Below are 23700 nucleotides of genomic sequence, written 5' to 3'. Positions count from 1 at the left end.
CCCTGCTACGAGCGCGCCCGTGGCGCGACGGTGATGAGCGGTGGGATGCCCGGGGTGAGCGGCAGGTCGTCCACCGGACGGCCCTCCGCCTCCACCCACGCGTGGGCGACCATCGGGACCGTACGCATCCCTGTGCGCCAGGTGGGCCAGGTGCCCCGGGCGCGGCAGAGCAGCGCGGTGGCGATGGACCGGGGCAGACAGCCCTGCCCGGCGCAGCGCACGCTCACCGCGACCACGTCGGCGCGGGCCCGCGCGGCTTCGGCGTACGTCGCCGGGCGGCCGCCGAGTGAACAGGCGGTCAGGATCTGCCGGATGCGCAGCGGGGAGAGCCGGCCGATCAGATGCGCGGCGCCCACCGCGAGCAGCGGGAGCGGCCGCCGGCGCATGGGCAGCCGGCGCCGTTCCTGGAAGACGGAGGGGACGCTCATGACACCACCAGCCCGTTGCCCGCCAACTCGGCGGTGAGCGCGTCGACATCGGCCGCCGCCCGCTCCTCGGAGACCTCGTACCGCTCCACGAGCGCCCGGACCGCGTCGGCCGGCGGGGCGCCGTCGAGCAGGGCCCGCAGAATCAGCGCGCCGCTCGCGTTCACCTTGAAGTACCGGCCCTTGCGCTCGTCCAGCAGGACCATCCCGTCCTCCACGTCGGAGACGGACACATGCCGTCGCAACCGCGTCCCCGCCGCGTTCCTGTTCCGCTTTCCTGCCGCGCTCATGCCGCCGCCTCGCTTCCCATGGCGGGCGTGGCGGAGGCGGGGCCCGCGTGGGCGCGGAGCCAGGTCTCGACGGCCAGGGTCGCCTCCAGGGTCACGGGGGAGAGCCGGGGCGGGAACATGCTGAGGCAGGCGCGGCGCAGGGCGTCGGCGTCGACGAGGCCGAGGGTGGCGAGGAGCGGCCGGTCGAGGAGGTCCGCCAGGTCGGCGCGGCGGGTGCGCAGCCCGCTCTGCATCTCGGCGCTGTACTCGCCCTTGGTGCGGCGGGCGAGCAGTTCGGCGGGCACCGCCTCCCGCATCGCCCGCACCAGGAGCGGCTTGTAGGCGAACGGGGTGGTGCGCTCGTGCAGCCGTACGGCGAGGGCCGCCTCGACCACGCGGTCGTCGTAGAACGGGTAGTGCGTGGGCAGGCCCGCCTCACTGGTGACGCGGGTGAGCTGGCGGGCGAGCCGGGTGCCGTTGCGCACGGACCACAGGACCTCGTGCTGCCCCCGGGTCGGTGCGAGGGGTTCGGCTTCGAGGGCGGTCTGCCAGAGGAGTTCGCGTACGGCCGCCGCCGCGTCCGGGCTCGCCCAGGGCGGGAGTTGGGGCCGCAGCATCTGCCAGCCCAGGGCGGGGGTGCCGTCCAGGGCCAGGACGGGGGAGAGGTCACGGGCGGTGTCCGCGAGCCAGCGCCCGTACGAGCGGCGGTCGGCCAGCGCTCTCAGGGTGGGGAGCAGATGCCAGCGCTGGGCGGAGAGGGTGGCGCGCAGATGTGTGAGCGCGGTGCGTGGCCGGGTGCGGAACGTGGTGTGCAGATACGGCGGTCGCGCGGACAGGATCTGGTCGGCGCCCTCTCCGGACAGATGCAGCCGCGAGCCCATGCCCGCCAGACGGCGAGCGGTCTCGGCGAAGGGCGCGCGGACGCGGACACCTGTGAACGGCTCGTCGACACCTTCGCCGGCCCGCAGCACACCGGTGTAGTGGGGCGGCAGTTCGTCCATCGGCAGCACCTGGTGGTCCGTGTCCGACAGGTGCGCCGCCGCCCGCCGGGCCCAGGAGAGGTCGTCGTTGGCGGGGTCCGCGCCGGTGAGGGTGAGGGCCAGCAGCCGGGCGGGGCCGCGCGCGGCCAGGAAGCACAGCGAGGTCGAGTCCAGCCCGCCGGACAGGTCCGAGCTGATCACCCCGCCCCCGGCGGTGCGTACGGCCACCGCGTCCGCGAGTGCCTCGGCCAGCCGCTCCGCGCCCTCGGCGAGGGGCAGTTCGGGCTCGGGGGCCTGCCACCAGCGGCGGGTGCGGGCGTTGCCGGCGGCGTCCGTCAGCAGGGCCGTACCGGCCGGGACCGCCGACACGCCCCGCCACAGGGGGCGTTCGGCGAGGGGGTGCGGGATCAGCGGGTCCATGAGCCGCAGCGCCACCAGGCGTTCGTCGATCCCGGCGTCGACGGCCGTGGCCAGGACGTCCGCCCGGTCGCAGGCGACCACGACCCCGGCCAGCCGGGCGGAGAACAGCTGCCGCAGCCCCGAGGCCGTGCCCTGGGAGCGCAGCCGCCCCGACTGCGACGCCAGCAGATGGCAGCCGCCGACCGGGCCGGTGGCGAGCCGGTCGAGCGAGCCGAGCGCGTCGTCCTCCCGGACGAGTGCGGCGAGGCGGGACTCGGTCAGCGGGGAGAGCCCCACCACCGCCACCCGGGCGTCGCCGACCGTCGCGACGACCGCCTCGTCCTCCGCCCACCGCCCGACGAGCCAGGGCCGCCCGGACGCGTGCTCCACGATCCGCGTCGCCTCCGCGCCCAGCACCGCGGCCGCCGCCCGCGCCGCGTCACAGTCGGGCAGCACCGCGAACCAGCCGCTGCCCGGCGTCGTACTTTCCGGCATCACGCTCATCGACCCCCTGGTCTTCTCTGCTTGCAGCCCGAATTCAAGAAGCTTTTCCGAAAGCATGTGGGAATGGGTGAATGAATTCCGGCAGCGGCCGGGAACTCGCACCCCGGCAGGAAAGGGCGGAGTGCGGTCCCGGCCGCGCCCCGTCACGCCGGACGCGCCGTGGCGATCGGGATGGTTGGAATCAGCAGATGTTGTGCTGGGCGGGCATCTCGAAGAAGTCGAACCCACAACCGGTGGTCAGCTCCGAGAATTCGGCGACCTCGGCCACCGCCGGCGGCTGGTACACCGGCTTCTCGTCCATCTGGGGCTGCTCCATCGCATGTCTCCTTCCGTGAACGGGTGGAAAATCCGGATACATGCTGCGATGCCGGAAGTGCGGCCCACAAGAGACGGTTTTCGCCGCTGCGGACCAGCGAATGTCGAGCGGATATTCGAGTTTAGGTGCGTGTCGATGGCCGAATGGACGGGCTGCGGCGGCCGTCGTTCGCGCGGGCGATTGTCGGGCTCGGATTCCCCGGTGTCCACCCCGGTGCGGCCAAACCCTTCCTCCCGGTGATTCGGTATCCCACTCGGAGAGATCGAATGCGATCGAATGCGGAGGAAGGATATTCATCGAGCCATGGCCGCTTTCCGTCCTCCGCTAATCCGACAATGGCTGAAAGGGCTGAGGCGTCGCCCTCGCCCGCCGGATCACCGCAGCGTGGCCATGAACTTCCCCAGCCGGGCGATCCCCTCGCGCAGCTCGTCCGCCGAAGCCGCGTAGGAGAGGCGGACATGGGTGCCGGCGGTGTGCGTGCCGAAGTCCTTGCCCGGGGTGAGGGCGACGTGCGCCTCCCGCAGGGCCCGTTCGCAGAACTGCCAGGAGGTGAGGCCGGTCCCGCCGACGTCGAAGTAGACGTAGAACGCCCCGTCGGGCGGCACCGGGACCGGCAGCCCGATCCGCGCCAGCCCGTCCAGGACGAGCGCGCGCCGCTCGCCGAACTCGACCCGGCGGGCCTCGCACACCGCGAGCGACTCGGGGGTGAAGCAGGCGAGGGCGGCGTGCTGGGCGGGGGCGGAGGCGCAGAGGAAGTAGTTCTGGGCGAGGCGTTCGAGGGCCGGGACGAGAGGTTCGGGGACGACGCACCAGCCGAGCCGCCAGCCGGTCATGCCGAAGTACTTGGAGAAGCTGTTGATGACGACGGCGCCGGGGTCCAGTGAGAGCGCGCTGCGCGGTGGGCGGCCCCGCTCGTCGTGGTCCCCGAGGTCGAGGTAGATCTCGTCGACGAGGCGCCACGCGTCGCGTTCGCGGGCGAGGTCGCAGATCGCGGCCAGTTCGTCGGCCGGTACGGAGGTGCCCGTGGGGTTGGACGGGGTGGCGACCATCACCCCGCGCGTGTGGTCCGTCCAGTGGGAGCGGACCGACGCCGCGTCCAGCTGGAACCGGGACTCGGCGGTGGTGGGGACGAGGGTGACCCCGGCGCCGAAGCTCTCGACGATCTGCCGGTTGCACGGGTAGGAGGGGTCGCCGATGAGGACCTCGTCACCGGGGTCGACGAGCGCGGCGGTGGCCAGCACGAGCGCGGCCGAGGCGCCGGCCGTGACGACGATCCGGCCCGGATCGACGTCGACGCCGTGCTGGTCGCCGTAGAACCCCGCGATGGCCTGCCGCAGGGCCGGCAGCCCGAGCGCCGCCGTGTACGTCATCGGCCGCCCGTCCATGACCTCGCGCATCGCCTCCAGGACGGCCGGGGGTGCGCCGAAGTCCGGCTCGCCGAGGCTGAGTCTGACGACGTCGTGCCCCTGGGCGGCCAGCGAGGCGGCCTGCTTGGCGAACTCCATCGCGTAGAAGGGGGCGACGGCCTGGGCCCGCCGCGAGATCCGCATGCCGCTCGTGTCTGTCCTGCCGCTCACGTTGCTCATGCCGCTCATGCTGCGGCCCCGAGGGGGATCGGGGCCAGCGGCAGGGGCGAGGCCCAGGACGGGAGGTGGTCCTGGGCCTCGCGGGCGCGCCCGGGGCAGGGGCGCGCGGGGTGGGTCAGCCGATGGCCGAGCTTGTGGGTCAGCCGACGTTCTTGAGGGTGGCCCGGTAGCTGCTCTTGGCGCCGAGGACGGTCTGCGCCTTGTACGCGGGCTTGCCGAAGGACTTCACCTGCGGGATGGCGGCCCAGGAGGCGGTGGCGCCGAAGCCCTTCACGCTGACGCGGTCGTTCTTGATCTTGATGGCCGCGTTGACGTTGGTGACCGTGGCGCTGGCCCTCGCCCGCTTCGGGCCCTTGCCGACCGTCGGGTAGCTGATGGTCAGGGTCTCGCTGGTGACCGGGATACGGAAGATCTCCTGGGTCACCGTGAAGCTGACGGTCGTCGTGCGGCTCTTGTCCTTGGCGACGATCGAGGACGCCTTGGTGACGAAGCGCACTTCCTTGTTGTACGGGTCGATGATGCTGACCGGCTTGCCCACGGGCGCCGCCACCTTGCCGAGCAGCGCCTTGTAGATCCTGCGGTCCTGGAGGTCCTTCACGAAGACGGTCTGCTGACCCTTGCTCAGCCCCTGGAACTTCTTGAGGGTCTGCTTCGCCGCGGGCGTCTTCTGTGCCTTGAGGTACTTGGTGTAACCGGCGACGGTCAGCTTGACCGCGGGCTTCGCCGGCGCCTGCTCCACGGCCTGGGCGGCGGGCGCGAGAACAGCGAGACCGGCGACCGTGGCGACGGCCGCGGTCGTGAGTCGACCGGTGGTGGAAGTAAGCATCTGGGCTCCCCGTGACGCGTGCGTTTACCTGCGTCAACGACCCTACGAACCCCGGCACTCGCCCGAAATTGTCTCTCCAGCCACTGCCCCGAAGGCCACCACCCCGAAGGCCACCACCCGAAGGGGCAGCACCCGGAAGGGCACTGCCTGATCGTCCCCGCGCCCCGTGAGGGGCGCGGGGCTGTGTCGAATGTGCGGCTACCGCCGCGTGGGCGCGACCAGCCCCCACCGGCCCGCAGCTTCGCCACCGTCCTACCAGCGGAGCGCTCAGCCCGTGAGTTCCCCCGCCACCAGCCCCGCCGCCCTGGCCACCAGCGGATTGTCCGTGGGCCCCGCGGGGTCGTACTTGGTCGACAGGACGGACAGGACGAGGGGCGGGCGGCCGGGCGGCCAGACGATGCCCACGTCGTTGGCGACGCCGTACGCCGATCCGCCCCCGGTCTTGTCCGCGAGGGTCCAGTCGGCGGGGAGACCCGCGCGGAAGCGCTGGACGTTGGTCGAGTTGGCGATCAGCCAGTCGGTCAGCAGTTCCCGGTCCCTGTCCGGCAGGGCCCGGCCGAGGACGAGCCGCGCGTAGGTCTTCCCGATCGCGCGCGGGCTGGTGGTGTCCGTGGTCCGCCACGGTTCCGCCGTGTTCAGCTCGGGCTCCCAGCGGTCGAGCCGGGTCGTGCGGTCGCCGAGCGAGCGGCTGAACCGGGTGATCGCGGCCGGCCCGCCCAGCTCGCGCAGCAGCAGGTTCGCCGCCCCGTTGTCGCTGTGCGAGACGGTGGCGGCGCACAGCTCCCCGACGGTCATGCCGGCGGCCACGTTCGCGTCCGTGCCGGTGATCGGGGCGTAGCCCGCCGCCGTGACGTACTCCTTCGTGTAGTGGATCCGCCGGGCGAGGTACTCGCCGTCGCGGTCGAGGTCCCGTAGGACCGCCCCGGCGGCGAGCGTCTTGAACACCGAGCAGATGGGGAACCGCTCGTCCGCGCGGTACGCCACCGTGCGCCCCGTGGCCGTGTCGTGGGCGAAGATCCCCAGCCGCGCGGAGTACTCCCGCTCCAGCTCACCCAGTCGCCGGGAGAGCCCCGCGTCGCCGGGAGCCGAGGCGTACGCCGCCCCCGGCACGGCGGCCGCGAACGCCGCGCCGGCACCGACGGCACCGAGGGCGAGCACCGCGCGGCGGCTTCGCTCCGGGGTGGGACGTGATCCTGTGGTTTCCAAGGTTTTCCCCTGCCTGGTCTTGATCTCCGCTCGCCTCTGAAGACGCCACCGTGGCCACACAGGTTTCCCTCCGCCCCAGGTCGCTCACAGCAACGCCGGTGCGTGGAACTCCCCGAGGCCCGAGGTCAGATCGCGGTCCAGCCAGTAGCGGCGCGGCTCCGCGAGCATCACGTCGACGCCGGCCGTGACGATGCCGGGGATCTCGGCCAGCTCGTGGTCGATGAAGGACGAGAGGGCGGAGCGGTCGGTGACGAGGCCGGTGGCGAGGACGGACATGTCGCTGGCGACGTGGGCGGCGAGGCGGGTCTGCGGGAGCCGGTCGATACGGCGCATGACGTCGGGGGTTTCGCCGGGGGCGACCCGCAGCCGGAGGATGAACGGGGTCTGGAAGCCCAGCCACTGCGACACGACCTCCAGCCGGGGCCTGACCCAGCCCTCGTCCAGGACCCGGCGGACGACGCGGTGCGCGGTGGAGGTGGCCAGGCCCGCGGCCCGTCCGATGCTCGCGGAGGAGGCCCGGCCGTCCCGGATCAGCTGGGCGACGACGGTGCGTTCGGCCTCGCTGAGGGGTTTCGCGGGGGGCGTGGCGGTCGCGGTCGCGGTGCCCTCCGGCCGGCCCCCGGTGAGCTTCAGCAGCTCGGCCCGCTCGGTGTCGGTCAGGAACTGCGGGTCCCAGGTGATGCCCCGGCGCAGCGTGCTGAGCGCGGGCAGGGAGTTGACGCGGCGGACGCCGGGGACGGAGAACATCCGGTCGACCGCCTCGCTGGTCGCCGCCTCGGAGGGGGCGTGCACGACGGCGTAGAGCGGGTAGTCGCCGGAGACCTGCGCGAGGAGCTGGAGGTGGGGCAGGTCGCGCAGCCGGTCGAGGACGGCCAGCGGGGTCTCGCCGGTGATGTCCAGGAAGACGTGGACCGGCATGGCCGTGGAGTGCATGCCCCAGTCCGCCTGCCCGATCACCCGCACCATCCGGGCCTCGTGCAGCCGGTCGTAACGGCGTTTGAGCGTGCTGGCGTCGGCGGACAGGATCCCGCCGATGTCGTCCCAGGTCGCCCGGGGCGCCAGGTGCAGTGCCCCGATGAGGCGCCGGTCGAGCTCGTCGAGGAGAGGGCGGGTCATGCTGCCCCACCTTAGACCGCCGATTAATCCCGATGTTACGTCGGCGTCCTGGGAAATCTCTCATGTGGGTGCCATCGTATGCAGGAACATCCCTCCAGTGCACGAAGAGGTACCGATGAGTGCCACCTCTGCCCAGCCACAGCCGCCCGACCCGACCGAGCCACACCCGACCGAGCCACGCCCGACCGAGTCACAGCCGGCCGAGCCCCGGTCGAAAGCCCTGCGTGCCGCGTTCCGGAGCTTGGCGGCGGTCGAGAAGGTCGGCAACAAGCTCCCCCACCCGTTCTGGCTGTTCTGGATCCTCGCGGGGGTCGTCGCCGTCCTCAGTGCCGTGCTGGCGGCGCTCGACGTCAGCGCCGTGCACCCGGGGACGGACGAGAAGATCAAGGTGCTGTCCCTGCTCAGCGGGGACGGCATCACGATGGCCGTCGAGGGGGCGGTCGAGAACTACGCGGCCTTCCCGCCGCTGGCCACCATCCTCACCGTGATGTTCGGCATCGCCGTCGCCGAGCGCAGCGGCCTCTTCTCCGCCCTCCTGCGCCGCATGGTCGCGCGCGTCCCCGGCCGGTATCTGACCTTCGCGCTGTCGATGACGGCCATGGTCAGCCATGTCGCCGGCGACGCCGCGTACGTCACCCTCATCCCGCTCGGCGCGCTCGTCTACCGCGCGGCGGGCCGCAGCCCGGTCCTCGGCTGCATCGTCGCGTACGTCTCCATCTCGGCCGGCTACGACGCCTCGCCGTCCCTCACCACGACCGACGTCCTGCTGTCGTCGATCTCCACCGCCGCCGCACAGACCATCGACGCCGACCATGTCGTCACCCCGGTCGCCAACTACTTCTTCGGGCTCGCCTCGTCGGTCCTCGTCGCCCTGGTCATCACCCTCGTCGTCGACAAGGTCCTCGCCCGCCGCCCGGACCTGGAGCCCGACGAGCCCGTCACCGCGCTGAGCGCCGACGAGCGAGAGGCGATCGAGGTGACCCCGCGCCAGCGCCGCGCCCTGCGCGTGACCGGGCTGGTCGCCCTCGGCTATGTCGCCCTGCTGGCCGCCGCCATGATCCCCACGTCCTCACCGCTGCGCGGCGAGCACGGCGGCATCGTCGACTCCCCGCTCATCGGCGGGATGGCACTCGTCCTCGGCGTGTTCTTCGCCGTCCTCGGCACCGTCTACGGCCGTATGACCGGCGCCTTCTCCGCCGCCCGCGACATCGTCTCCGCGATGGCCGACGGCACCCGGTCGATGGCGCCGATCCTCGTCCTGTTCTTCGCGATCTCCCAGTTCCTCGCCTACTTCAAGTGGACGAACATCGGCAACGTCCTCGCCGTCTCGGGCGCGGAGACGCTGCGCGACCTGAGGCTCGACGGCTGGACCGTGCTGGTCGGCATCGCCGTACTGATCACCCTGATGAACCTCCTCATCACCAGCGGTTCCGCGCTCTGGGCCCTGGCCGCGCCCGTCTTCGTCCCCATGCTGATGCTCATCGGCATCGAGCCCGAGACCACCCAGGCCGTCTACCGCGTCGCCGACTCCGTCACCAACTGCGTCACCCCGATGAGCCCGTACTTCGTGATGGCGCTGGGCTTCGTCCAGCAGTACCGGAAGTCCGCCGGCATCGGCACCCTCGCCTCCTTCACCCTCCCGATCGCCGCCGTCGTCTGGGTCGTCTGGATCGCGTTCTTCGTGGCCTGGTACCTGCTGGGCCTCCCGTTCGGCATCAGCTGACCCGCAACCCCCAGAGACACCCCCCCGCACACAAACGCCGTCGCACGAGAAGGCAGACCATGACCGCATCGCATGCCGCCGCCCTCACCGCCCGCGCCCAGGACGTCTCGGCGGAGATCATCGCCGACATCCTGACCCTCGTACGCCACGAGACCGGCAGCTACGACCTGCCCGCGCTCGCGGCGGGCCTGGACGTCCTGCGGGAGGTGGCGGTCACCCGCCTCGGTGCGCCCGACGGTGAACACCGGTACCCCGGCGGGGCGTGCGGGGACACCCTGACGCTCACCTACGCGGGCACGGGCGCCGGACACGTCGCGCTGGTCGGCCACTACGACACGGTGTGGCCGACGGGCACGCTGGCCGGCTGGGAGCAGCCGGAGGCGACGGACGAGGACGGACGGGCGAGGCTCAGCGGGCCGGGCATCTTCGACATGAAGACCGGCCTGGCGCAAGGGATCTGGGCCCTGAAGCTGGCCAGGGAGAGCGGCGCCCCGGTCCCCACCGTCACCTTCCTCTTCAACGGCGACGAGGAGATCGGCTCCCTCTCGTCCCGCCCGGTGATCGAGGAGACCGCCAAGAAGGTGGACGCGACGCTGGTCCTGGAGCCCACGGCCCACGGCGCGGTCAAGACCGCCCGCAAGGGCTCCGGAATCTTCAAGGTCACGGCCACCGGTGTGGAGGCACACGCCGGGCTCGCACCGCAGGACGGGGCGAGCGCGACCCTGGCACTGTCCGAATTCATCGTCGCCGCCGCGGCCGTGGCCGCGCCCCCACGGGGTACGACGATCAACCCCGGCCTCATCAGCGGCGGTTCGGCCATCAACGTCGTCGCAGGGTCGGCCAGCGCGGGCATCGACATCCGGGTCAGCAGCGAGAGCGAACAGCACCGTGTGGACGCCGAGTTCGCCGCGATCCAGGTCAGCGACCCCCGCGTACGCATCGAGGTCGACCACGCCTGGAACCGCCCCCCGATGACCCTCAACGCCGCCTCCGCGCCCCTCCTCGACCTCGCCCGCGAAGTCGCCCACGACCAGGGCCGCGCCCCCCTCCCCGACACCGCCGTCGGCGGCGCCAGCGACGCCAACTTCATCTCCGCCCTCGGCCTCCCCGTCCTCTGCGGCATGGGCGCCATCGGCGACGGCGCCCACGCCCGGGGCGAGTACATCCACCCCGACACGGTCCCGGCCCAGACGGCCCTGGTCGCGGGGCTGCTGTGCCGCCTGACGGAGCCGCTACCGGGCTGAACGCCGGCGGATGGGCCATCACCACCCCTGCCCGGGCTACGCCTGTCGCCCGACCCCGAGGACGTCGAGTATCGCTCGGGTGGCCGGGCTGGGGTTGAAGCGGCTCCACGCCAGATACTCGGTGCGACGCGGCCCGTCGGCCACCGGGACCAGCGCGAGTTCGGGATGGTCGGCGGCCAGCGGTCGGACGAACGCCGACGGCAGTAGCGCGATGCCGAGCCCGCGCGTGATCAGCCGGGTGATCAGCTCGACGACGCCGGCCTCGTACGCGACGTCGCGGACCAGGCCCGCGGCAGCGAACGCCTGGTCGGACTGGGCCCGGGCAGGTGTCCCGGCCACGAAGTCCACGAACGTCTCCTCGGCGATCTCCTGGAGCGCGACGCGGGAAGCGCCGGCCAGCCGGTGTCCGGCCGGCACCACCAGTACGTGCTCGTCATGGTCGAGGACGATGGCTTCCACGCCGGACGGCCGTTCGCCCTCCGGCAGGCCCAGGAAAGCGATGTCCAGGTCGCCGTTCCGGATCGCCGCGGCCAGGTCGTCGCTGCGTCCGGAACGGAGGAAGACGCGGACGTCCGGGTGCCGGGCACGGTATCGCTGCAGCAACTCGGGTACGTCGACGGCAGCCGTGGTCACGATCACGCCGACGGCGAGTCGGCCGCGTACCACGCCGTTCGCGGCGGCGGCGTCGGCGACCGCGCGGTCGGCAGCGGCCAGACACTCGCGCGCGCCGGCGACGAACGCCGTTCCGGCACTGGTCAGCTCGACGCGGCGGCTGGACCGGGCGAACAGCTTGACCCCGAGCTCCCGTTCCAGCCCGGCGATCCGGTGACTGAGCGACGACTGCACCACGGAGCAGCGCTCGGCGGCGCGGGTGAAGTTGCGGGTTTCGGCGACGGCGACGACGTAGCGCATCTGCTGGAGATCCACACCATCATCGTTGTCGTTCATGGCTGCCATGGCAAGCATGCTTTGGATTCATGGTGAGTGGTACTGAGACTTCATCACATGCAGAACACACAGAGCCCGCAGAGTGCTCGTGGCGCGCAGAACCCGCGGACCTCGACCGAGCGGTTACCGGGCCAGGAGCAGGAGCAGGAGCAGGAGCAGGAGCAGGAGCAGGTGAAGGTGAAGGTGAAGGTGAAGGCAGCCATGACGATCGCCGTGCTCGGCGCCACAGGGATGGTCGGCAGCCGGGTCATCGCCGAGGCCGGCGCACGCGGACACCGGGTGCTCGCCCTGTCTCGGAAGCCCGCGAGCGAGAACCCGAACCAGACGAACCAGGTGAACCGGGCGAACCAGGCAAGCCTGACGTCGATCACGGTCGACGCGAATGACTCGCACGCCGTACGCGAGGCGTTTGCGGGCTCCGCCTCGAGCGGCGCCGCGGACGCCGTCGTCCTGACCGTGCGGACCGATCCGGTCGACCAGGAGTTCCTGGTCGGCACCACCCGTACGGTGCTGGACATCGCCGCACAGCTCGGAATGCGCGTCCTCGTGGTCGGCGGAGCCGGGGCGTTGCGCAGCCCCGACGACCACGATCTGCTGGTCGCCGACAACCCCGCCTATGTGCCGGACGAGTTGAAGCCCGTAGCCGCCGCCGGGGTCGCCCAGTTGCGGACCTGCCAGGCTCATGCCGCTGCCGACTGGGTCTACCTGAGCCCGCCGGCCCTGCTGGAGCCCGGTGAACGCACCGGCAGCTACCGGCGCGGCACCGACACCTTGCTCACCGGCCCCGACGGCCGATCCTGGATCAGCGCCGAGGACCTGGCCGCCGCCGTCATCGACGAACTGGAGACCCCTGGCCCCGAACACCTCATCACGGTCGTCCACCACGAGGAACATCCGCCGACGTGAGCCCAAGACCCTCACCGACCCACCCATGACGAGGGCGGAGCCCGAAAGCTCCGCCCGCCAACCATGAGTCCCCGGGTCAGGGCCAGACCAGGCAGTACGGCTGATGCCCCGCCTCATGCAGCCGGTGGCTGAAGTCCTGCCACTCGTGCAGCAGTTGGTAGACGTTGAACGCGTCCCGGGGGCCGCCGCGGTCCGGGACCGTCGACCAGATGAAGGCCGCCGCGCCCACCGCTTCCTCGCCGATGCCACGGAGGGGGTCGACGACGGTCATCGGGAGCTTGACGACCGCGTAGTCGGGGTGGAGGACGACCAGTTCGAGCGGGGGCACCTTGTGGAGGGGGACGCCTTCGATGCCGGTCAGCACCATCGCGGCCATCGTCTCCGGCTTGATCTTGGTGAACATGCCGTTCATGCCGAGCTCGTCGCCGCCGAGTTCCTCGGGGCGCATCGAGATCGGGACGCGGGCCGCGGTCGCGCCGTCGGGCGCGCCGAAGTATTTGTACGTCACCCCCACCCGGCCACCATTCCCGCTCCCCGCCCGGAGCCGCTTGACCACGTGGTCCAGGCCTTCCACACGGTCCACGCGGTCCGCACTCTCGATGCGGTCCGTACGGTCCTTGCGGTCCGCGCGGCTCCTGCGTTCCGCGCGACTCCTGCGATCCACCAGGTCAGGACGGTCCATCCGGTCCGTCTGATCCATTCCGTCCACACGATTGACACGATCCACATGATCGGCACGATCCATACGGTCCATACCGTCCATACGGCTGCGCCGCCCGATCCGCTCAGGGCCACCGCTCTGGATCCGGTCGGACTCGTTGGTCTGGAGCCGGTCGGAACCGTCCTCGGCCCGGTCGGAACCGCTCGGGATCCGGTCGGTGTGGGTGTCGGTCCGGTCGGCGTCGCCCTGCGTACCGTGCGTACCGTGTGGGTCGTGTGTGCCGTGTGCACCCTGCGGACCGTACACGCCCGGCCGGCCCTGCGGAGCGTACGGGGGCTGTGACCCCGGCGACCCCGACAGCGGCGCGGGGGGTACCAAGGGAGCCGGCGGTACCGGGGGCACGGGTGGCCCGGGCGGCGGCGCGGGCAGCGAACCCGGCGACGAACCCTGCGGCCCGGGCGACGAACCCGGCGATCCCGGCCCGGTCGATCCAGCCTGCCCGGTCGGCCCTGCCGACCCGCTCAGCTCGCCCGGTGCGCCCGAAACACCTGGTGCGCTCCGGTCCGGGGACGCGCCCCGTTCCGTCGGCCCGCCCCGCTCCTGTCGCTTCTCCGCGGTCTCCTCCGCCTCGCGTCGGTGCCTGCCCCGCCGGGCACGACGAGGACCGAGGTCACCGGCCCCCTCGCCCAGTCCGCCACCGCGATGCATATCTCCACCCGAACGCATTTCTGGGCCGCGTGACCCCCGCCGCGCAACCCGATCATCGTGTCAGTGACCTCCCCCGCGACCGCCCGCCGAAACGTGCGCGGAAACACCAGTCCGCAGGATCTTCGGAGCCTCTGACACCATGGCCTGTGTGAGCTATCCGTACGAAGCCCCAGTTTCGCAGACTCTTTTCGAGCGCGCGGCGGCCGTCACGCCCGGCGGCGTGAACTCTCCCGTCCGCGCCTTCCGTGCCGTGGGCGGTACGCCCCGGTTCATGGTGTCCGGTACCGGTCCATATCTGACCGACGCCGATGGTCGCGAGTATGTCGATCTTGTGTGTTCGTGGGGTCCCATGATCCTCGGGCACTCCCGTCCCGAGGTCATCGCCGCCGTCCAGGAGGCCGTCTCGCGCGGCACCTCCTTCGGTACGCCCGGTGAGGGCGAGGTCGCGCTCGCCGAGGAGATGGTGGACCGCGTCGGGCCGTTGGAGCAGGTGCGGCTCGTGTCCAGCGGGACCGAGGCGACCATGTCCGCGATCCGGCTCGCCCGCGGCTTCACCGGCCGCGGCAAGGTGGTGAAGTTCGCCGGGTGTTACCACGGTCACGTCGACTCGCTGCTCGCCGCGGCCGGGTCCGGCGTCGCCACGTTCGCCCTCCCCGACACCCCCGGTGTCACCGGCGCCCAGGCCGCCGACACCATCGTGCTGCCCTACAACGACCTCGACGCCGTACACGCCGCCTTCGCCGCCCACCCCGGTGAGATCGCCTGCGTCATCACGGAGGCCTCCCCGGGCAACATGGGCGTCGTGCCGCCGCTGCCCGGCTTCAACCAGGGGCTCAAGGACGCGTGCGCCGAGAACGGCGCGCTGTTCGTCTCCGACGAGGTCATGACCGGGTTCCGGACCAGCCGGGCCGGATGGTTCGGGATCGACGGGGTCGTCCCGGACCTCATGACCTTCGGCAAGGTCATGGGCGGTGGCTTCCCCGCCGCCGCCTTCGGGGGGCGCGCCGACGTGATGGCGTATCTCGCTCCCGCCGGGCCCGTCTACCAGGCCGGCACGCTCTCGGGGAACCCGGTCGCGACGGCCGCCGGGCTCGCGCAGCTGCGGTTGCTGGACGACGCGGCGTACGACGTCGTCAACGCGGTGTCCGAGCGGATCCAGGGGCTCGTCTCGGACGCGCTCACCAAGGAAGGCGTCGCGCACACGGTGCAGAACGCCTCCAACATGTTCTCCGTGTTCTTCACGGACACGCCCGTGCGGAACTACGAGGAGGCCAAGGCGCAGGAGTCGTACCGCTTCAACGCCTTCTTCCACTCGATGCTGTCGCAGGGTGTCTACTTGCCGCCGTCGTCGTTCGAGTCGTGGTTCGTGTCGACCACGCACGACGAGCGGGCGGTTCAGCGGATCGCCGACGCCCTTCCGGCGGCGGCGCGGGCAGCAGCGGAGGCAACAGCGGCATGAGTGACATCACCGTCGTCCACCTGATGCGGCACGGCGAGGTCGCCAACCCGGACGGGATCCTGTACGGGCGACTCGCCGGCTACCACCTCTCCGACCTCGGGCGCCGTATGGCCGACCGGGTCGCCGACCATCTCGCACCCCGGGACGTCACGTTCGTCGGCGCCTCCCCGCTGGAGCGGGCGCAGGAGACGGCGACGCCGATCGCCAAGGCGCACGGGCTGGACCTCGCCACCGACGCGCGACTCATCGAGGCGGACAACGTCTTCCAGGGCAAGACCTTCGGCGTCGGCGACGGCGCGCTGAAGCGGCCGGAGAACTGGAAGCATCTGGTCAACCCCTTCAAGCCGTCCTGGGGTGAGTCGTACGTCGACCAGGTCATCCGCATGATGGGGGCGCTCGACGCCGCCAAGGACGCGGCGCGGGGGCGCGAGGCCGTGCTCGTCAGCCATCAGCTGCCGATCTGGATCGTCCGGTCGTACGTCGAGAAGCGGCGCCTCTGGCACGATCCGCGCCGCCGGCAGTGCACGCTCGCCTCCCTGACCACGTTCACGTACCAGGGCGACAAGATCGTGTCGGTCGGCTACAGCGAGCCGGCGCGGGATCTCGTACCGCCGCATCTCCTGGCCGGGGCCAAGCGGGTCAAGGGCAAGGACAAGGCGTTTGGGGCGTAAGCGCTCCGCTGGAGAGCCGGTGATTGAGGTCGTCGGGGAACTGCGGGCCCGTCGTGGTCGCTCGCGCAGTTCCCCGCGCCCCTAAACGAGCCGCGCAGTTCCCCGCGCCCCTAAACGACCCGCGCAGTTCCTCGCGCCCCCAAAGATCTGCGCTTTCCCGAGATCAATGGGAACCTCGGCGTTCCCTCATCCCTCTAAAACGGTGTGCTTCACGTGAACTGGTGCGTGAGCTGACCAAGGGGGATGTAATGCGTGAAATATCGCGAAGGGGGATGCTCGGGCTCGGTGCGGGTGCCGCTGCCGGGCTGGGGCTGACCGGGTGCGGTACGGGGCTCGGGGGCAAGCCCAGCGAGGCCGGTGGGTCCGGTGGTGGCGGCAAGGGGCCGGGGAAGAAGAAGCCGGGGAAGACGGCGAAGCCGCTGGGTGACGGGTCGACGTCGTACACGGGGAAGCAGCCGAACCAGCCGGGGAAGCCGCAGCCGTTGGCCGCGGGGGAGACGCCTCCGCAGTTCGTGGTGTTCTCCTGGGACGGGGCCGGAGACGTCGGGAACGGGCTTTTCGAACGGTTCCTGAAGGCCGGGCGGGAGCACGACGCCCATATGACGTTCTTCCTCTCCGGGATCTATCTCCTCCCCGAGTCGAAAAAGCGCACGTATCTGCCGCCGAACAACGCGCCCGGCGCCTCCGACATCGGTTATCTGACGGACGAACACATCAAGTCGACGCTGGGGCATGTGCGCACGGCGTGGCTCGACGGGCACGAGATAGGCACGCATTTCAACGGCCATTTCTGCGGCGGCACCGGCTCGGTCGGGAACTGGACGCCGAAGCAGTGGCGCAGCGAGATCGACCAGGCGAAGGCGTTCGTCAAGGAGTGGAAGACCAACAGCGGCTGGACCGACGTCGAACCGCTGCCCTTCGACTACGACAAGGAGCTGATCGGCGGGCGCACGCCGTGTCTGCTGGGGCAGGAGAACCTGCTGCCCACCGCGCGCGAGCTGGGCTGGCGCTACGACTCCTCCTCGCCCGGCGGCCTCCAGGTGTGGCCGAAGAAGAAGCAGGGACTGTGGGACCTGCCGTTGCAGTCCGTGCCCTTCCCGGGCCGTGGCTTCGAGGTTCTCTCGATGGACTACAACATCATGTACAACCAGTCCCAGAACTCCACCCAGGCCCCGCCCGCCAACTACCCGGCCTACCGCACCCAGGCGACCGGCGCGTACGTCGCCGGGTTCCAGCGCGCGTACGAGACGAACCGGGCGCCCCTCTTCATAGGCAACCACTTCGAGGAGTGGAACGGCGGGGTCTACATGGACGCCGTCGAGGAGGCCCTCAAGCACATCGCCCGGGCCAAGGAGAAGGCCAAGGACGGGGACATACGGATCGTCTCCTTCCGGCAGTTCGTGGACTGGATGGACGTCCAGAAGCCGGAGGTGCTGGCCAAGCTCCGGACGCTTGGGGTGGGGCAGGCGCCGACGGGCGGCTGGAAGGAGTTCCTGAAGGCCGGATCGGCCGCCTGACCTCGCCGTACGACGGCGTCTGACCTCGGCATACGACGGCGGCTGACCCCGCCGTAAGACCGCGAAACGGGCATGCGAAACTTTTCACATGAGTGTCCGTACGAGCCGTAGTCGTGCCGCTTTGCTCTCCGCCGGGGCCGCTGCCCTGGCGCTGGTGCTGTCCGCCTGTGCGGGCGGAGGTATCGAGGGCGGTAGTGGCGGGACCGGGTTCATCACCGGTTCCGACGGGATCGCGACGGTGGAGAAGGGAGAGCGGGACGACGCGCCCGCCCTCTCCGGGAAGACCATCGACGGCGACCAGCTCGATGTCTCGTCCGCCTACAAGGGCAAGATCGTCGTCCTGAACGTGTGGGGCTCGTGGTGCGCGCCGTGCCGTGCCGAGGCGCCCAACCTGGTGAAGGTCTCCGAGGATCTCGCCGACCAGGGCGTGCAGTTCGTCGGCATCAACACACGTGACACCAGCACCCGGCCCGCGCTCTCCTTCGAGGAGCAGTACAAGGTCGACTACCCGAGCCTGTACGACCCCACCGGCAAGCTGCTGCTGCGCTTCGAGAAGGGCTCGCTCAACCCGCAGATGATCCCCTCCACGCTCGTCATCGACCGGGACGGGAAGCTCGCGGCGCGCACCCAGCAGGCGCTCAGCGAGGACAAGCTGCGCAAGATGCTCAAGCCGATCCTCGCGGAGAAGTGACGTGCCGGGGACGTCCGTGCTGACCACGACCGCTGATCTGGCCACGACCACCGCGCTGACCACGACCGCCGCCGAGATGAACGAGACCGTCTTCAGCGGGGCGCTGCTCCTCGCCCTGCCGGTCGCCGTCCTCGGAGGGCTCGTCTCCTTCTTCTCGCCGTGCGTCCTGCCGCTCGTGCCGGGCTATCTGTCGTACGTCACCGGAGTCGGCGGCACCGATCTGGCCGACGCCCGCAAGGGGCGGATGGCGGCCGGGGCCGGGCTGTTCGTGCTCGGGTTCACCGTGGTGTTCGTCTCCAGCGGCGCGCTCTTCGGGTACTTCGGCCGGAACCTCCTGGAGCACCAGGCGGTGCTGACCAAGGTGCTCGGCGCGCTCATGATCGCCATGGGTCTGTTCTTCATGGGGCTGATGCCCTGGTTCACCCAGCGGGAGTTCCGCTTCCACACCAAACCGACCACCGGGCTGGTGGGCGCCCCGATACTCGGCGCGCTCTTCGGTATCGGCTGGGTGCCCTGCATCGGCCCGACCCTCGCCTCGGTCAACGCCCTCGCGCTTTCGGAGGCCAGCGCCGGTCGCGGGGCCCTGCTGATGGTGGCGTACTGTCTGGGCCTGGGCCTGCCCTTCGTGCTCGCCGCGGTGGCCTTCCGCAAGGCGCTCGGCGCCTTCGCCTGGGTCAAGCGGCACTACGCGTGGGTGCTGCGCATCGGCGGCGGCATGATGATCACGATCGGACTGCTGATGCTGACCGGCGCCTGGGACCGCATCATTCAGGAGATGCAGGTCTGGTCCTCCGGCTTCACCCCTGGGATCTGAGCCATGACGACGACCGACTCCGGCAACCGCGAGAACACGGCCGGGCGCGGAAGCGCCGCCACCGATGACACCGATCTCGGTGCCGCCGGTTCGCAGCTCTCCACGGCGCCGAAGGAGGACGCGCCGAATCTGCCCTCGCTCGGGGTGATCGGCTGGGCCCGCTGGTTCTGGCGGCAGCTGACGTCCATGCGGGTCGCGCTGCTGCTGCTCTTCATGCTGTCGCTCGCGGCGATCCCCGGCTCGCTGATCCCGCAGTCGGGGCAGGACGCGACGCGGGTCGCCGACTTCATGAAGCGGTACGACACCCTCGGGCCGATCTACGAGAAGCTCGGGCTGTTCCACGTCTACAGCTCGGTGTGGTTCTCGGCGATCTACATCCTTCTCTTCGTCTCGCTCATCGGCTGCATCGTGCCCCGCACCTGGCAGTTCGTCGGGCAGCTGCGCGGCCGGCCGCCGGGGGCACCCAAGCGGCTGACCCGGCTGCCCGCGTACGCGACGTGGCGCACGGAGGCCGCGCCCGAGCAGGTGCGCGAGGCCGCGCTGAAGGCGCTGAAGAAGCGCCGGTTCCGCGCGCACCTCGCCGGGGACGCGGTCGCCGCCGAGAAGGGCTATCTGCGGGAGGCGGGCAACCTCGCCTTCCACATCGCGCTGATCGTGATGCTCATCGCCTTCGCCTGGGGCCAGCTCTACCGGTCCGAGGGCAACAAGCTGATCGTCGAGGGCGACGGTTTCGCCAACACCCTCACGCAGTACGACGACTTCAAGTCCGGGAACCTCTTCACCGCCGAGGACCTCAACCCGTTCAGCTTCGACCTCAAGAACTTCCGGGGCACGTACGAGACCAGCGGACCGAACAAGGGCACCCCGCGGATCTACGAGGCCTCCGTCGACTACGCCGTCGGCGCCGACGGCGAGGAGAAGTCGACCAAGGTCGAGGTCAACAAGCCGCTGGAGATCGACGACTCGAAGGTCTATCTCGTCAGCCACGGGTACGCCCCCGTCATCACCATCAAGGACGGCAGGGGCGAGGTCGTCTTCAACGACGCCGTGCCGCTGCTGCCGTTGGACGCCAATGTCACCTCCACCGGTGCGATCAAGGTCATGGACGGGTACCGCGACGCCCAGGGCAAGTGGGAGCAGCTCGGTATCCAGGCCTTCTTCCTTCCGACGTACGGCGGTGCGAACACCGCTGTGGTCTCGCAGTTCCCCGCGCTGCTGAACCCCCGGCTGAACCTGACGCCCTACCACGGTGATCTCCGGGTCAACGGGGGGATCCCGCAGAGCGTGTACCAGCTCGACAAGTCGAAGCTGAAGGGGTTCAAGGACTCCGAGGGCAAGCAGATGCGGGCGAACCTGAAGATCGGCGACTCCGTGACGCTGCCGAACGGTGCGGGCACGATCACCTTCGACGGGGTCAAGGAGTGGGCCGGGTTCCAGGTCACGCAGCAGCCGGGCAGTGGGTGGGCCCTCGCCGGGGCGATCGCCGCGATCGGTGGGCTTGCCGGGTCGCTGTTCATCCAGCGGCGCCGGGTGTGGGTGCGGGCGACGGTCGGCTCCGACGGGGTCACTGTCGTGGAGATGGCGGGGCTGGGGCGCAGTGAGTCGGCGAAGGTGCCGGAGGAACTGGGCGACTTGGCTGCCGCCGTGCACGCCGAGGCCCCGACTGTTGCTGAGCCAGAGCCAGAGCCAGAGCCCGACCCCAAGAACCCCGCCCCTACCCCCACCACCGACCCCCAAGTCGTACCTGCCGAAAGGCCTGAGAAGTGACTCTCGCCGCCGCCACAAACGAGAACCTCGCGAATGTCAGCAATACGCTGATCTACTCCGCGATGGCCGTGTACACCCTGGCCTTCTTCGCGTACATCGCTGAATGGCTGTTCGGCAGCCGGAGCAAGGTGGGCCGTACGGCGGCCGCGCTGACCGCCGAGACGAAGGGGGCCGAGAAGGCGGACGGGCCCTCCGTGACCGTGAAGACGGCCGGTGGGACCACCGTGCTGGAGCGGCCGAAGGTGGTTGTGCGGGCCGCCGTCGGTGCGCGGGACGTGCCGGACGGGCCCGGCGCCCATGGCGGGGACGAGCAGGGCGACCTCTACGGCCGTATCGCCGTGTCCCTCACCGTGGTCGCCTTCCTCGTCGAGTTCGGCGGGGTGCTCGCGCGGGCGCTGTCGGTGCAGCGGGCGCCGTGGGGCAACATGTACGAGTTCAACATCACCTTCTCCACCGTGGCCGTCGGCGTGTACCTCGCGCTGCTCGCGCTGAAGAAGAACGTGCGCTGGCTCGGGCTCCCCCTCATCACGACGGTCCTCCTCGATCTCGGTCTAGCCGTCACTGTCTTGTACACCGCCAGCGACCAGTTGGTTCCCGCCCTCCACTCGTACTGGCTGTACATCCACGTCTCCACCGCGATCTTCTGCGGCGCGGTCTTCTACGTGGGCGCGGTCGGCACGATCATGTACCTGTTCAAGGACTCGTACGAGAGCAAGCTCGCGAGCGGCGGCAGGCCCGGCCGGTTCGCCACTTCTGTCCTGGAGCGGCTGCCCTCCTCGGCCTCCCTCGACAAGTTCTCGTACCGCGTGAACGCCGCCGTCTTCCCGCTGTGGACGTTCACGATCATCGCGGGCGCCATCTGGGCGGGCGACGCGTGGGGCCGCTACTGGGGCTGGGACCCCAAGGAGACCTGGTCGTTCATCACGTGGGTCTTCTACGCCGCCTACCTGCACGCCCGTGCCACGGCCGGCTGGAAGGGCCGCAAGGCCGCGTACATCGCGCTCGCCGCGTTCGTGTGCTGGCTGTGGAACTACTACGGCGTGAACATCCTCGTCTCCGGCAAGCACTCCTACGCGGATGTGAGTCTGGCCGTGCTGCAGTCCGTCGGAGTCTGACGGTCCGGCTCACGGACAGCGGCTCCCGGACAACGGCTCCTGGACAACCGCTCCCGTACAGCTTCCGTACACCCGAGGCCGGTTCTCTGTGACGTGGGTCACGGGAACCGGCCTTCGGCGTGCGGACAGGGGGAGGACGTGGAGACGAATGACGGGGACACGGGGGACCGGCGTGAGGTGCGCGCGCGGATCAGAGACGGGGACGCGGGCGCCTTCGGGGAGGTCTTCGACGCGTACGCGCGGTCCGTCTACAACCATGCCTTCCGGCTGACGGGGGACTGGTCGACGGCCGAGGACATCGTGTCGCTGACCTTCCTGGAGGCGTGGCGGCTGCGCGGGCGGCTGGACGCGGAGGGCGGTTCGCCGCGCCCGTGGCTGCTCGGCATCGCGACCAACGTGGCCCGCAACACCCGCCGCGCCGGCCGGCGGCACGCCGCCGCCGTCGCGCGGCTGCCGAGGCCCGAGTCCGTGCGGGACTTCGCCGACGAGGTCGCCGGGCACCTCGACGACCAGGCCTATCTGCGGGCCGTCCGCACGGCGGTGGACGGGCTGCGCCGTCCCGAGCGCGAGGTGCTCGCCCTGTGCGCGTGGGGCGGCCTCGACTACGCGGCCGCCGCCGAGGCGCTCGGCATCCCCGTCGGCACCGTACGCTCCCGCCTCTCCCGGGCCCGCGCGAAGCTGGCCGCGCGGTTGGGCGACCGGGAACCCGACGGCGGCCGCGGACAGACAAAGGGCGGCCACACCCCCGTGGCCGGGCCCATCCAGGAGGGGAAGCAGTGAACGACATCCCGTCCCCCCACGACAGGGACCTTCCGCCGGGCCGTCACCAAGCCCTGAGGGAGCACCTGATGCGTGAGATCGAGACCGGTGACGGTGCCGAGGCCGCCCACGGCACCCGTCCGCCGGTACGGCCCGCGCGGCGTCTCTGGCGCCGTCCCGCCTTCGTCGCCCCCGCCGTGGCCGCCACCCTGACCGCCGCCGTGGTCGTCGGCGCCACGTTCACCCAGAACGCCGCCGCGCCGCCGCGCCCCGGCGTGGACACCGCGACCGGGCGGCGCGGGGTGGCACCGAGCGACGAGAGCGCGGCCAAGCTCCTCGAGCGGATCGCGGAGGCCGCCGGCCGGCGGACGCTGCCCGCGATCAGGGACGACCAGTTCGTCTACACCGAGCGGGAGGACTACCACTGGAAGGTGGACCCCGAGAGGTCGAGGACCACCTGCGCGTCGACCGACGAAGGGCACTTCTTCGGCGTACGCGAGACCTGGTGGTCCGTCGACGGACAGCACGTCGGGCTGTCGCGGGAGCACAAGGACAACGGCAAGGTGGTGGAGCGGTCCGTCGCCAAGCAGCTGCGCGCGAAGAACAACGTCAACTTCTACCGGGAGGCGGAGGACGAACTGCCCACCGACGCCGGGGAGATGTACCGCTACCTGTACGGGCTGAAGTCCGCCGAGCAGCCGTCCGGCGAGAAGACCGCCGACCGGGACGCTTTCGAGAAGGCCTCCGCACTCCTCACGGGTCAGCTCCTGCCGCCGAAGGTCGAAGTCGCGCTCTATCTGGCCCTCGCGCGAATCCCCGGACTCACCGTGTACGAGGGCACCGAGGACGCGGTGGGCCGCACAGGGGTCTCCATCGGCATGGACGGGACATTCCCCCGTGACTTCGGCCAGGACCGCACGCGCCACGAACTGCTCTTCGACGGGCGGACGTTGGCCTTCCTGGCCCAGAACGCGGTCAACCTCGACACCCCGGACGACGACTGCGAGGTCCTCGAGGCCGGGGACCTCGTCTCCTCCGTCGCCATCCTCGAACGGGGGGTGGTCGACCGGACGGGACAACTGCCGTAGCG

Annotated in this window: 22 protein-coding genes; 12 read left to right on the top strand and 10 right to left on the bottom strand. The window is 70.9% G+C overall.

The genetic code is table 11. The annotated features are described in order from the left end of the window. Positions 1-5 precede the first annotated feature (5 nt). The 8 genes from JIX56_RS18280 to JIX56_RS18245 form a co-directional block, all read right to left on the bottom strand. Complete coding sequence (locus tag JIX56_RS18280) at positions 6-428, bottom strand: lasso peptide biosynthesis B2 protein (protein WP_257542041.1); 423 nt, start codon at positions 426-428, stop codon at positions 6-8. Then, positions 425-715 carry a lasso peptide biosynthesis PqqD family chaperone gene (locus JIX56_RS18275; RefSeq protein ID WP_257542039.1) on the bottom strand — a complete coding sequence of 97 codons (291 nt, stop codon included), beginning with the start codon at positions 713-715 and terminating at the stop codon, positions 425-427. The genes JIX56_RS18280 and JIX56_RS18275 overlap by 4 nt, the downstream gene beginning before the upstream one ends. Further along, positions 712-2568 (bottom strand): asparagine synthase-related protein, encoded by a 1857-nt coding sequence (locus JIX56_RS18270; RefSeq protein ID WP_257542038.1) that lies wholly within the window; start codon positions 2566-2568, stop codon positions 712-714. The genes JIX56_RS18275 and JIX56_RS18270 overlap by 4 nt, the downstream gene beginning before the upstream one ends. A 190-nt stretch (positions 2569-2758) precedes the next feature. Further along, positions 2759-2893, bottom strand: coding sequence for a lasso RiPP family leader peptide-containing protein (locus JIX56_RS18265; protein WP_257542036.1), 135 nt, complete (start codon positions 2891-2893; stop codon positions 2759-2761). A gap of 374 nt (positions 2894-3267) precedes the next feature. Continuing rightward, positions 3268-4443 carry a pyridoxal phosphate-dependent aminotransferase gene (locus tag JIX56_RS18260; RefSeq protein WP_443032047.1) on the bottom strand — a complete coding sequence of 392 codons (1176 nt, stop codon included), beginning with the start codon at positions 4441-4443 and terminating at the stop codon, positions 3268-3270. Between the two features lie 175 nt (positions 4444-4618). After that, positions 4619-5305, bottom strand: a complete 687-nt coding sequence (locus JIX56_RS18255; protein WP_257542032.1) for a hypothetical protein — start codon at positions 5303-5305, stop codon at positions 4619-4621. Positions 5306-5572: 267 nt separating this feature from the next. Further along, positions 5573-6511 (bottom strand): class A beta-lactamase, encoded by a 939-nt coding sequence (gene bla, locus JIX56_RS18250; protein WP_443031838.1) that lies wholly within the window; start codon positions 6509-6511, stop codon positions 5573-5575. Between the two features lie 84 nt (positions 6512-6595). Then, the gene (locus JIX56_RS18245) at positions 6596-7627 is read right to left on the bottom strand and encodes an Lrp/AsnC family transcriptional regulator (protein ID WP_257542030.1); all 1032 of its coding nucleotides are present in this window, start codon (positions 7625-7627) and stop codon (positions 6596-6598) included. Between the two features lie 115 nt (positions 7628-7742). Here JIX56_RS18245 and JIX56_RS18240 point away from each other — a divergent pair, with 115 nt between their 5' ends. Next, complete coding sequence (locus JIX56_RS18240; protein ID WP_257542028.1) at positions 7743-9350, top strand: AbgT family transporter; 1608 nt, start codon at positions 7743-7745, stop codon at positions 9348-9350. Between the two features lie 59 nt (positions 9351-9409). Beyond that, the gene (locus tag JIX56_RS18235; RefSeq protein WP_257542027.1) at positions 9410-10594 is read left to right on the top strand and encodes a M20 family metallopeptidase; all 1185 of its coding nucleotides are present in this window, start codon (positions 9410-9412) and stop codon (positions 10592-10594) included. Between the two features lie 36 nt (positions 10595-10630). Here JIX56_RS18235 and JIX56_RS18230 read toward each other — a convergent pair whose 3' ends face one another. Next, positions 10631-11560, bottom strand: a complete 930-nt coding sequence (locus JIX56_RS18230) for a LysR family transcriptional regulator (RefSeq protein ID WP_257542025.1) — start codon at positions 11558-11560, stop codon at positions 10631-10633. Positions 11561-11743: 183 nt separating this feature from the next. Between JIX56_RS18230 and JIX56_RS18225 the strand changes: the two genes are divergently transcribed. After that, entirely contained in the window at positions 11744-12448 is a 705-nt protein-coding gene (locus JIX56_RS18225) for an NAD(P)-dependent oxidoreductase (protein ID WP_257550951.1), read from the top strand. A 76-nt stretch (positions 12449-12524) separates the two neighbouring features. Here the strand turns inward: JIX56_RS18225 and JIX56_RS18220 are convergent, their stop codons facing one another. After that, positions 12525-12962 carry a hypothetical protein gene (locus JIX56_RS18220; RefSeq protein ID WP_003974483.1) on the bottom strand — a complete coding sequence of 146 codons (438 nt, stop codon included), beginning with the start codon at positions 12960-12962 and terminating at the stop codon, positions 12525-12527. 994 nt (positions 12963-13956) lie between these two features. On the opposite strand from JIX56_RS18220, the gene hemL reads away from it, so the two are divergent. The 9 genes from hemL to JIX56_RS18175 all read left to right on the top strand — a co-directional run bounded on the left by hemL (position 13957) and on the right by JIX56_RS18175 (position 23698). Next, positions 13957-15276, top strand: coding sequence for a glutamate-1-semialdehyde 2,1-aminomutase (gene hemL, locus JIX56_RS18215; protein WP_257542023.1), 1320 nt, complete (start codon positions 13957-13959; stop codon positions 15274-15276). Continuing rightward, entirely contained in the window at positions 15273-15947 is a 675-nt protein-coding gene (locus JIX56_RS18210; protein ID WP_257542022.1) for a histidine phosphatase family protein, read from the top strand. The genes hemL and JIX56_RS18210 overlap by 4 nt, the downstream gene beginning before the upstream one ends. 248 nt (positions 15948-16195) lie before the next feature. After that, on the top strand, positions 16196-17464 hold the full coding sequence (locus tag JIX56_RS18205; protein WP_257542020.1) for a hypothetical protein: 1269 nt from the start codon (positions 16196-16198) through the stop codon (positions 17462-17464). 88 nt (positions 17465-17552) lie between these two features. Continuing rightward, positions 17553-18155, top strand: a complete 603-nt coding sequence (locus tag JIX56_RS18200) for a TlpA family protein disulfide reductase (RefSeq protein WP_257542019.1) — start codon at positions 17553-17555, stop codon at positions 18153-18155. Between the two features lie 76 nt (positions 18156-18231). Continuing rightward, positions 18232-18969, top strand: coding sequence for a cytochrome c biogenesis CcdA family protein (locus JIX56_RS18195; RefSeq protein WP_257550949.1), 738 nt, complete (start codon positions 18232-18234; stop codon positions 18967-18969). A gap of 3 nt (positions 18970-18972) precedes the next feature. Beyond that, complete coding sequence (gene resB / locus JIX56_RS18190; protein ID WP_257542017.1) at positions 18973-20736, top strand: cytochrome c biogenesis protein ResB; 1764 nt, start codon at positions 18973-18975, stop codon at positions 20734-20736. After that, the gene (gene ccsB, locus JIX56_RS18185) at positions 20733-21851 is read left to right on the top strand and encodes a c-type cytochrome biogenesis protein CcsB (RefSeq protein ID WP_257542015.1); all 1119 of its coding nucleotides are present in this window, start codon (positions 20733-20735) and stop codon (positions 21849-21851) included. Before resB ends, ccsB begins: the two co-directional genes overlap by 4 nt. Positions 21852-21989: 138 nt before the next feature. Continuing rightward, positions 21990-22631, top strand: a complete 642-nt coding sequence (locus JIX56_RS18180) for an RNA polymerase sigma factor (protein WP_443031837.1) — start codon at positions 21990-21992, stop codon at positions 22629-22631. After that, on the top strand, positions 22628-23698 hold the full coding sequence (locus JIX56_RS18175) for a CU044_5270 family protein (protein ID WP_257542013.1): 1071 nt from the start codon (positions 22628-22630) through the stop codon (positions 23696-23698). Before JIX56_RS18180 ends, JIX56_RS18175 begins: the two co-directional genes overlap by 4 nt. The last annotated feature ends 2 nt before the right edge of the window (positions 23699-23700 follow it).

The sequence above is a fragment of the Streptomyces sp. CA-210063 genome (assembly GCF_024612015.1).
Taxonomy (GTDB): Bacteria; Actinomycetota; Actinomycetes; order Streptomycetales; family Streptomycetaceae; genus Streptomyces.
The sequence above is the reverse complement of the archived record's forward strand: the minus strand, read 5'-3'. Positions and strand labels throughout refer to the sequence as shown.

What these genes read in the sequence shown, in the direction of transcription:
- JIX56_RS18255 (WP_257542032.1), bottom strand. Translation starts at nt 5,305, where the DNA reads ATGCTTACTTCCACCACCGGTCGACTCACGACCGCGGCCGTCGCCACG.
- resB (WP_257542017.1), top strand. Translation starts at nt 18,973, where the DNA reads ATGACGACGACCGACTCCGGCAACCGCGAGAACACGGCCGGGCGCGGA.
- JIX56_RS18235 (WP_257542027.1), top strand. Translation starts at nt 9,410, where the DNA reads ATGACCGCATCGCATGCCGCCGCCCTCACCGCCCGCGCCCAGGACGTC.
- JIX56_RS18240 (WP_257542028.1), top strand. Translation starts at nt 7,743, where the DNA reads ATGAGTGCCACCTCTGCCCAGCCACAGCCGCCCGACCCGACCGAGCCA.
- JIX56_RS18200 (WP_257542019.1), top strand. Translation starts at nt 17,553, where the DNA reads ATGAGTGTCCGTACGAGCCGTAGTCGTGCCGCTTTGCTCTCCGCCGGG.
- JIX56_RS18270 (WP_257542038.1), bottom strand. Translation starts at nt 2,568, where the DNA reads ATGCCGGAAAGTACGACGCCGGGCAGCGGCTGGTTCGCGGTGCTGCCC.
- JIX56_RS18195 (WP_257550949.1), top strand. Translation starts at nt 18,232, where the DNA reads ATGAACGAGACCGTCTTCAGCGGGGCGCTGCTCCTCGCCCTGCCGGTC.
- JIX56_RS18275 (WP_257542039.1), bottom strand. Translation starts at nt 715, where the DNA reads ATGAGCGCGGCAGGAAAGCGGAACAGGAACGCGGCGGGGACGCGGTTG.
- JIX56_RS18260 (WP_443032047.1), bottom strand. Translation starts at nt 4,443, where the DNA reads ATGCGGATCTCGCGGCGGGCCCAGGCCGTCGCCCCCTTCTACGCGATG.
- JIX56_RS18280 (WP_257542041.1), bottom strand. Translation starts at nt 428, where the DNA reads ATGAGCGTCCCCTCCGTCTTCCAGGAACGGCGCCGGCTGCCCATGCGC.
- JIX56_RS18245 (WP_257542030.1), bottom strand. Translation starts at nt 7,627, where the DNA reads ATGACCCGCCCTCTCCTCGACGAGCTCGACCGGCGCCTCATCGGGGCA.
- hemL (WP_257542023.1), top strand. Translation starts at nt 13,957, where the DNA reads ATGGCCTGTGTGAGCTATCCGTACGAAGCCCCAGTTTCGCAGACTCTT.
- JIX56_RS18210 (WP_257542022.1), top strand. Translation starts at nt 15,273, where the DNA reads ATGAGTGACATCACCGTCGTCCACCTGATGCGGCACGGCGAGGTCGCC.
- JIX56_RS18225 (WP_257550951.1), top strand. Translation starts at nt 11,744, where the DNA reads ATGACGATCGCCGTGCTCGGCGCCACAGGGATGGTCGGCAGCCGGGTC.
- JIX56_RS18265 (WP_257542036.1), bottom strand. Translation starts at nt 2,893, where the DNA reads ATGGAGCAGCCCCAGATGGACGAGAAGCCGGTGTACCAGCCGCCGGCG.
- JIX56_RS18205 (WP_257542020.1), top strand. Translation starts at nt 16,196, where the DNA reads ATGCGTGAAATATCGCGAAGGGGGATGCTCGGGCTCGGTGCGGGTGCC.
- JIX56_RS18230 (WP_257542025.1), bottom strand. Translation starts at nt 11,560, where the DNA reads ATGCTTGCCATGGCAGCCATGAACGACAACGATGATGGTGTGGATCTC.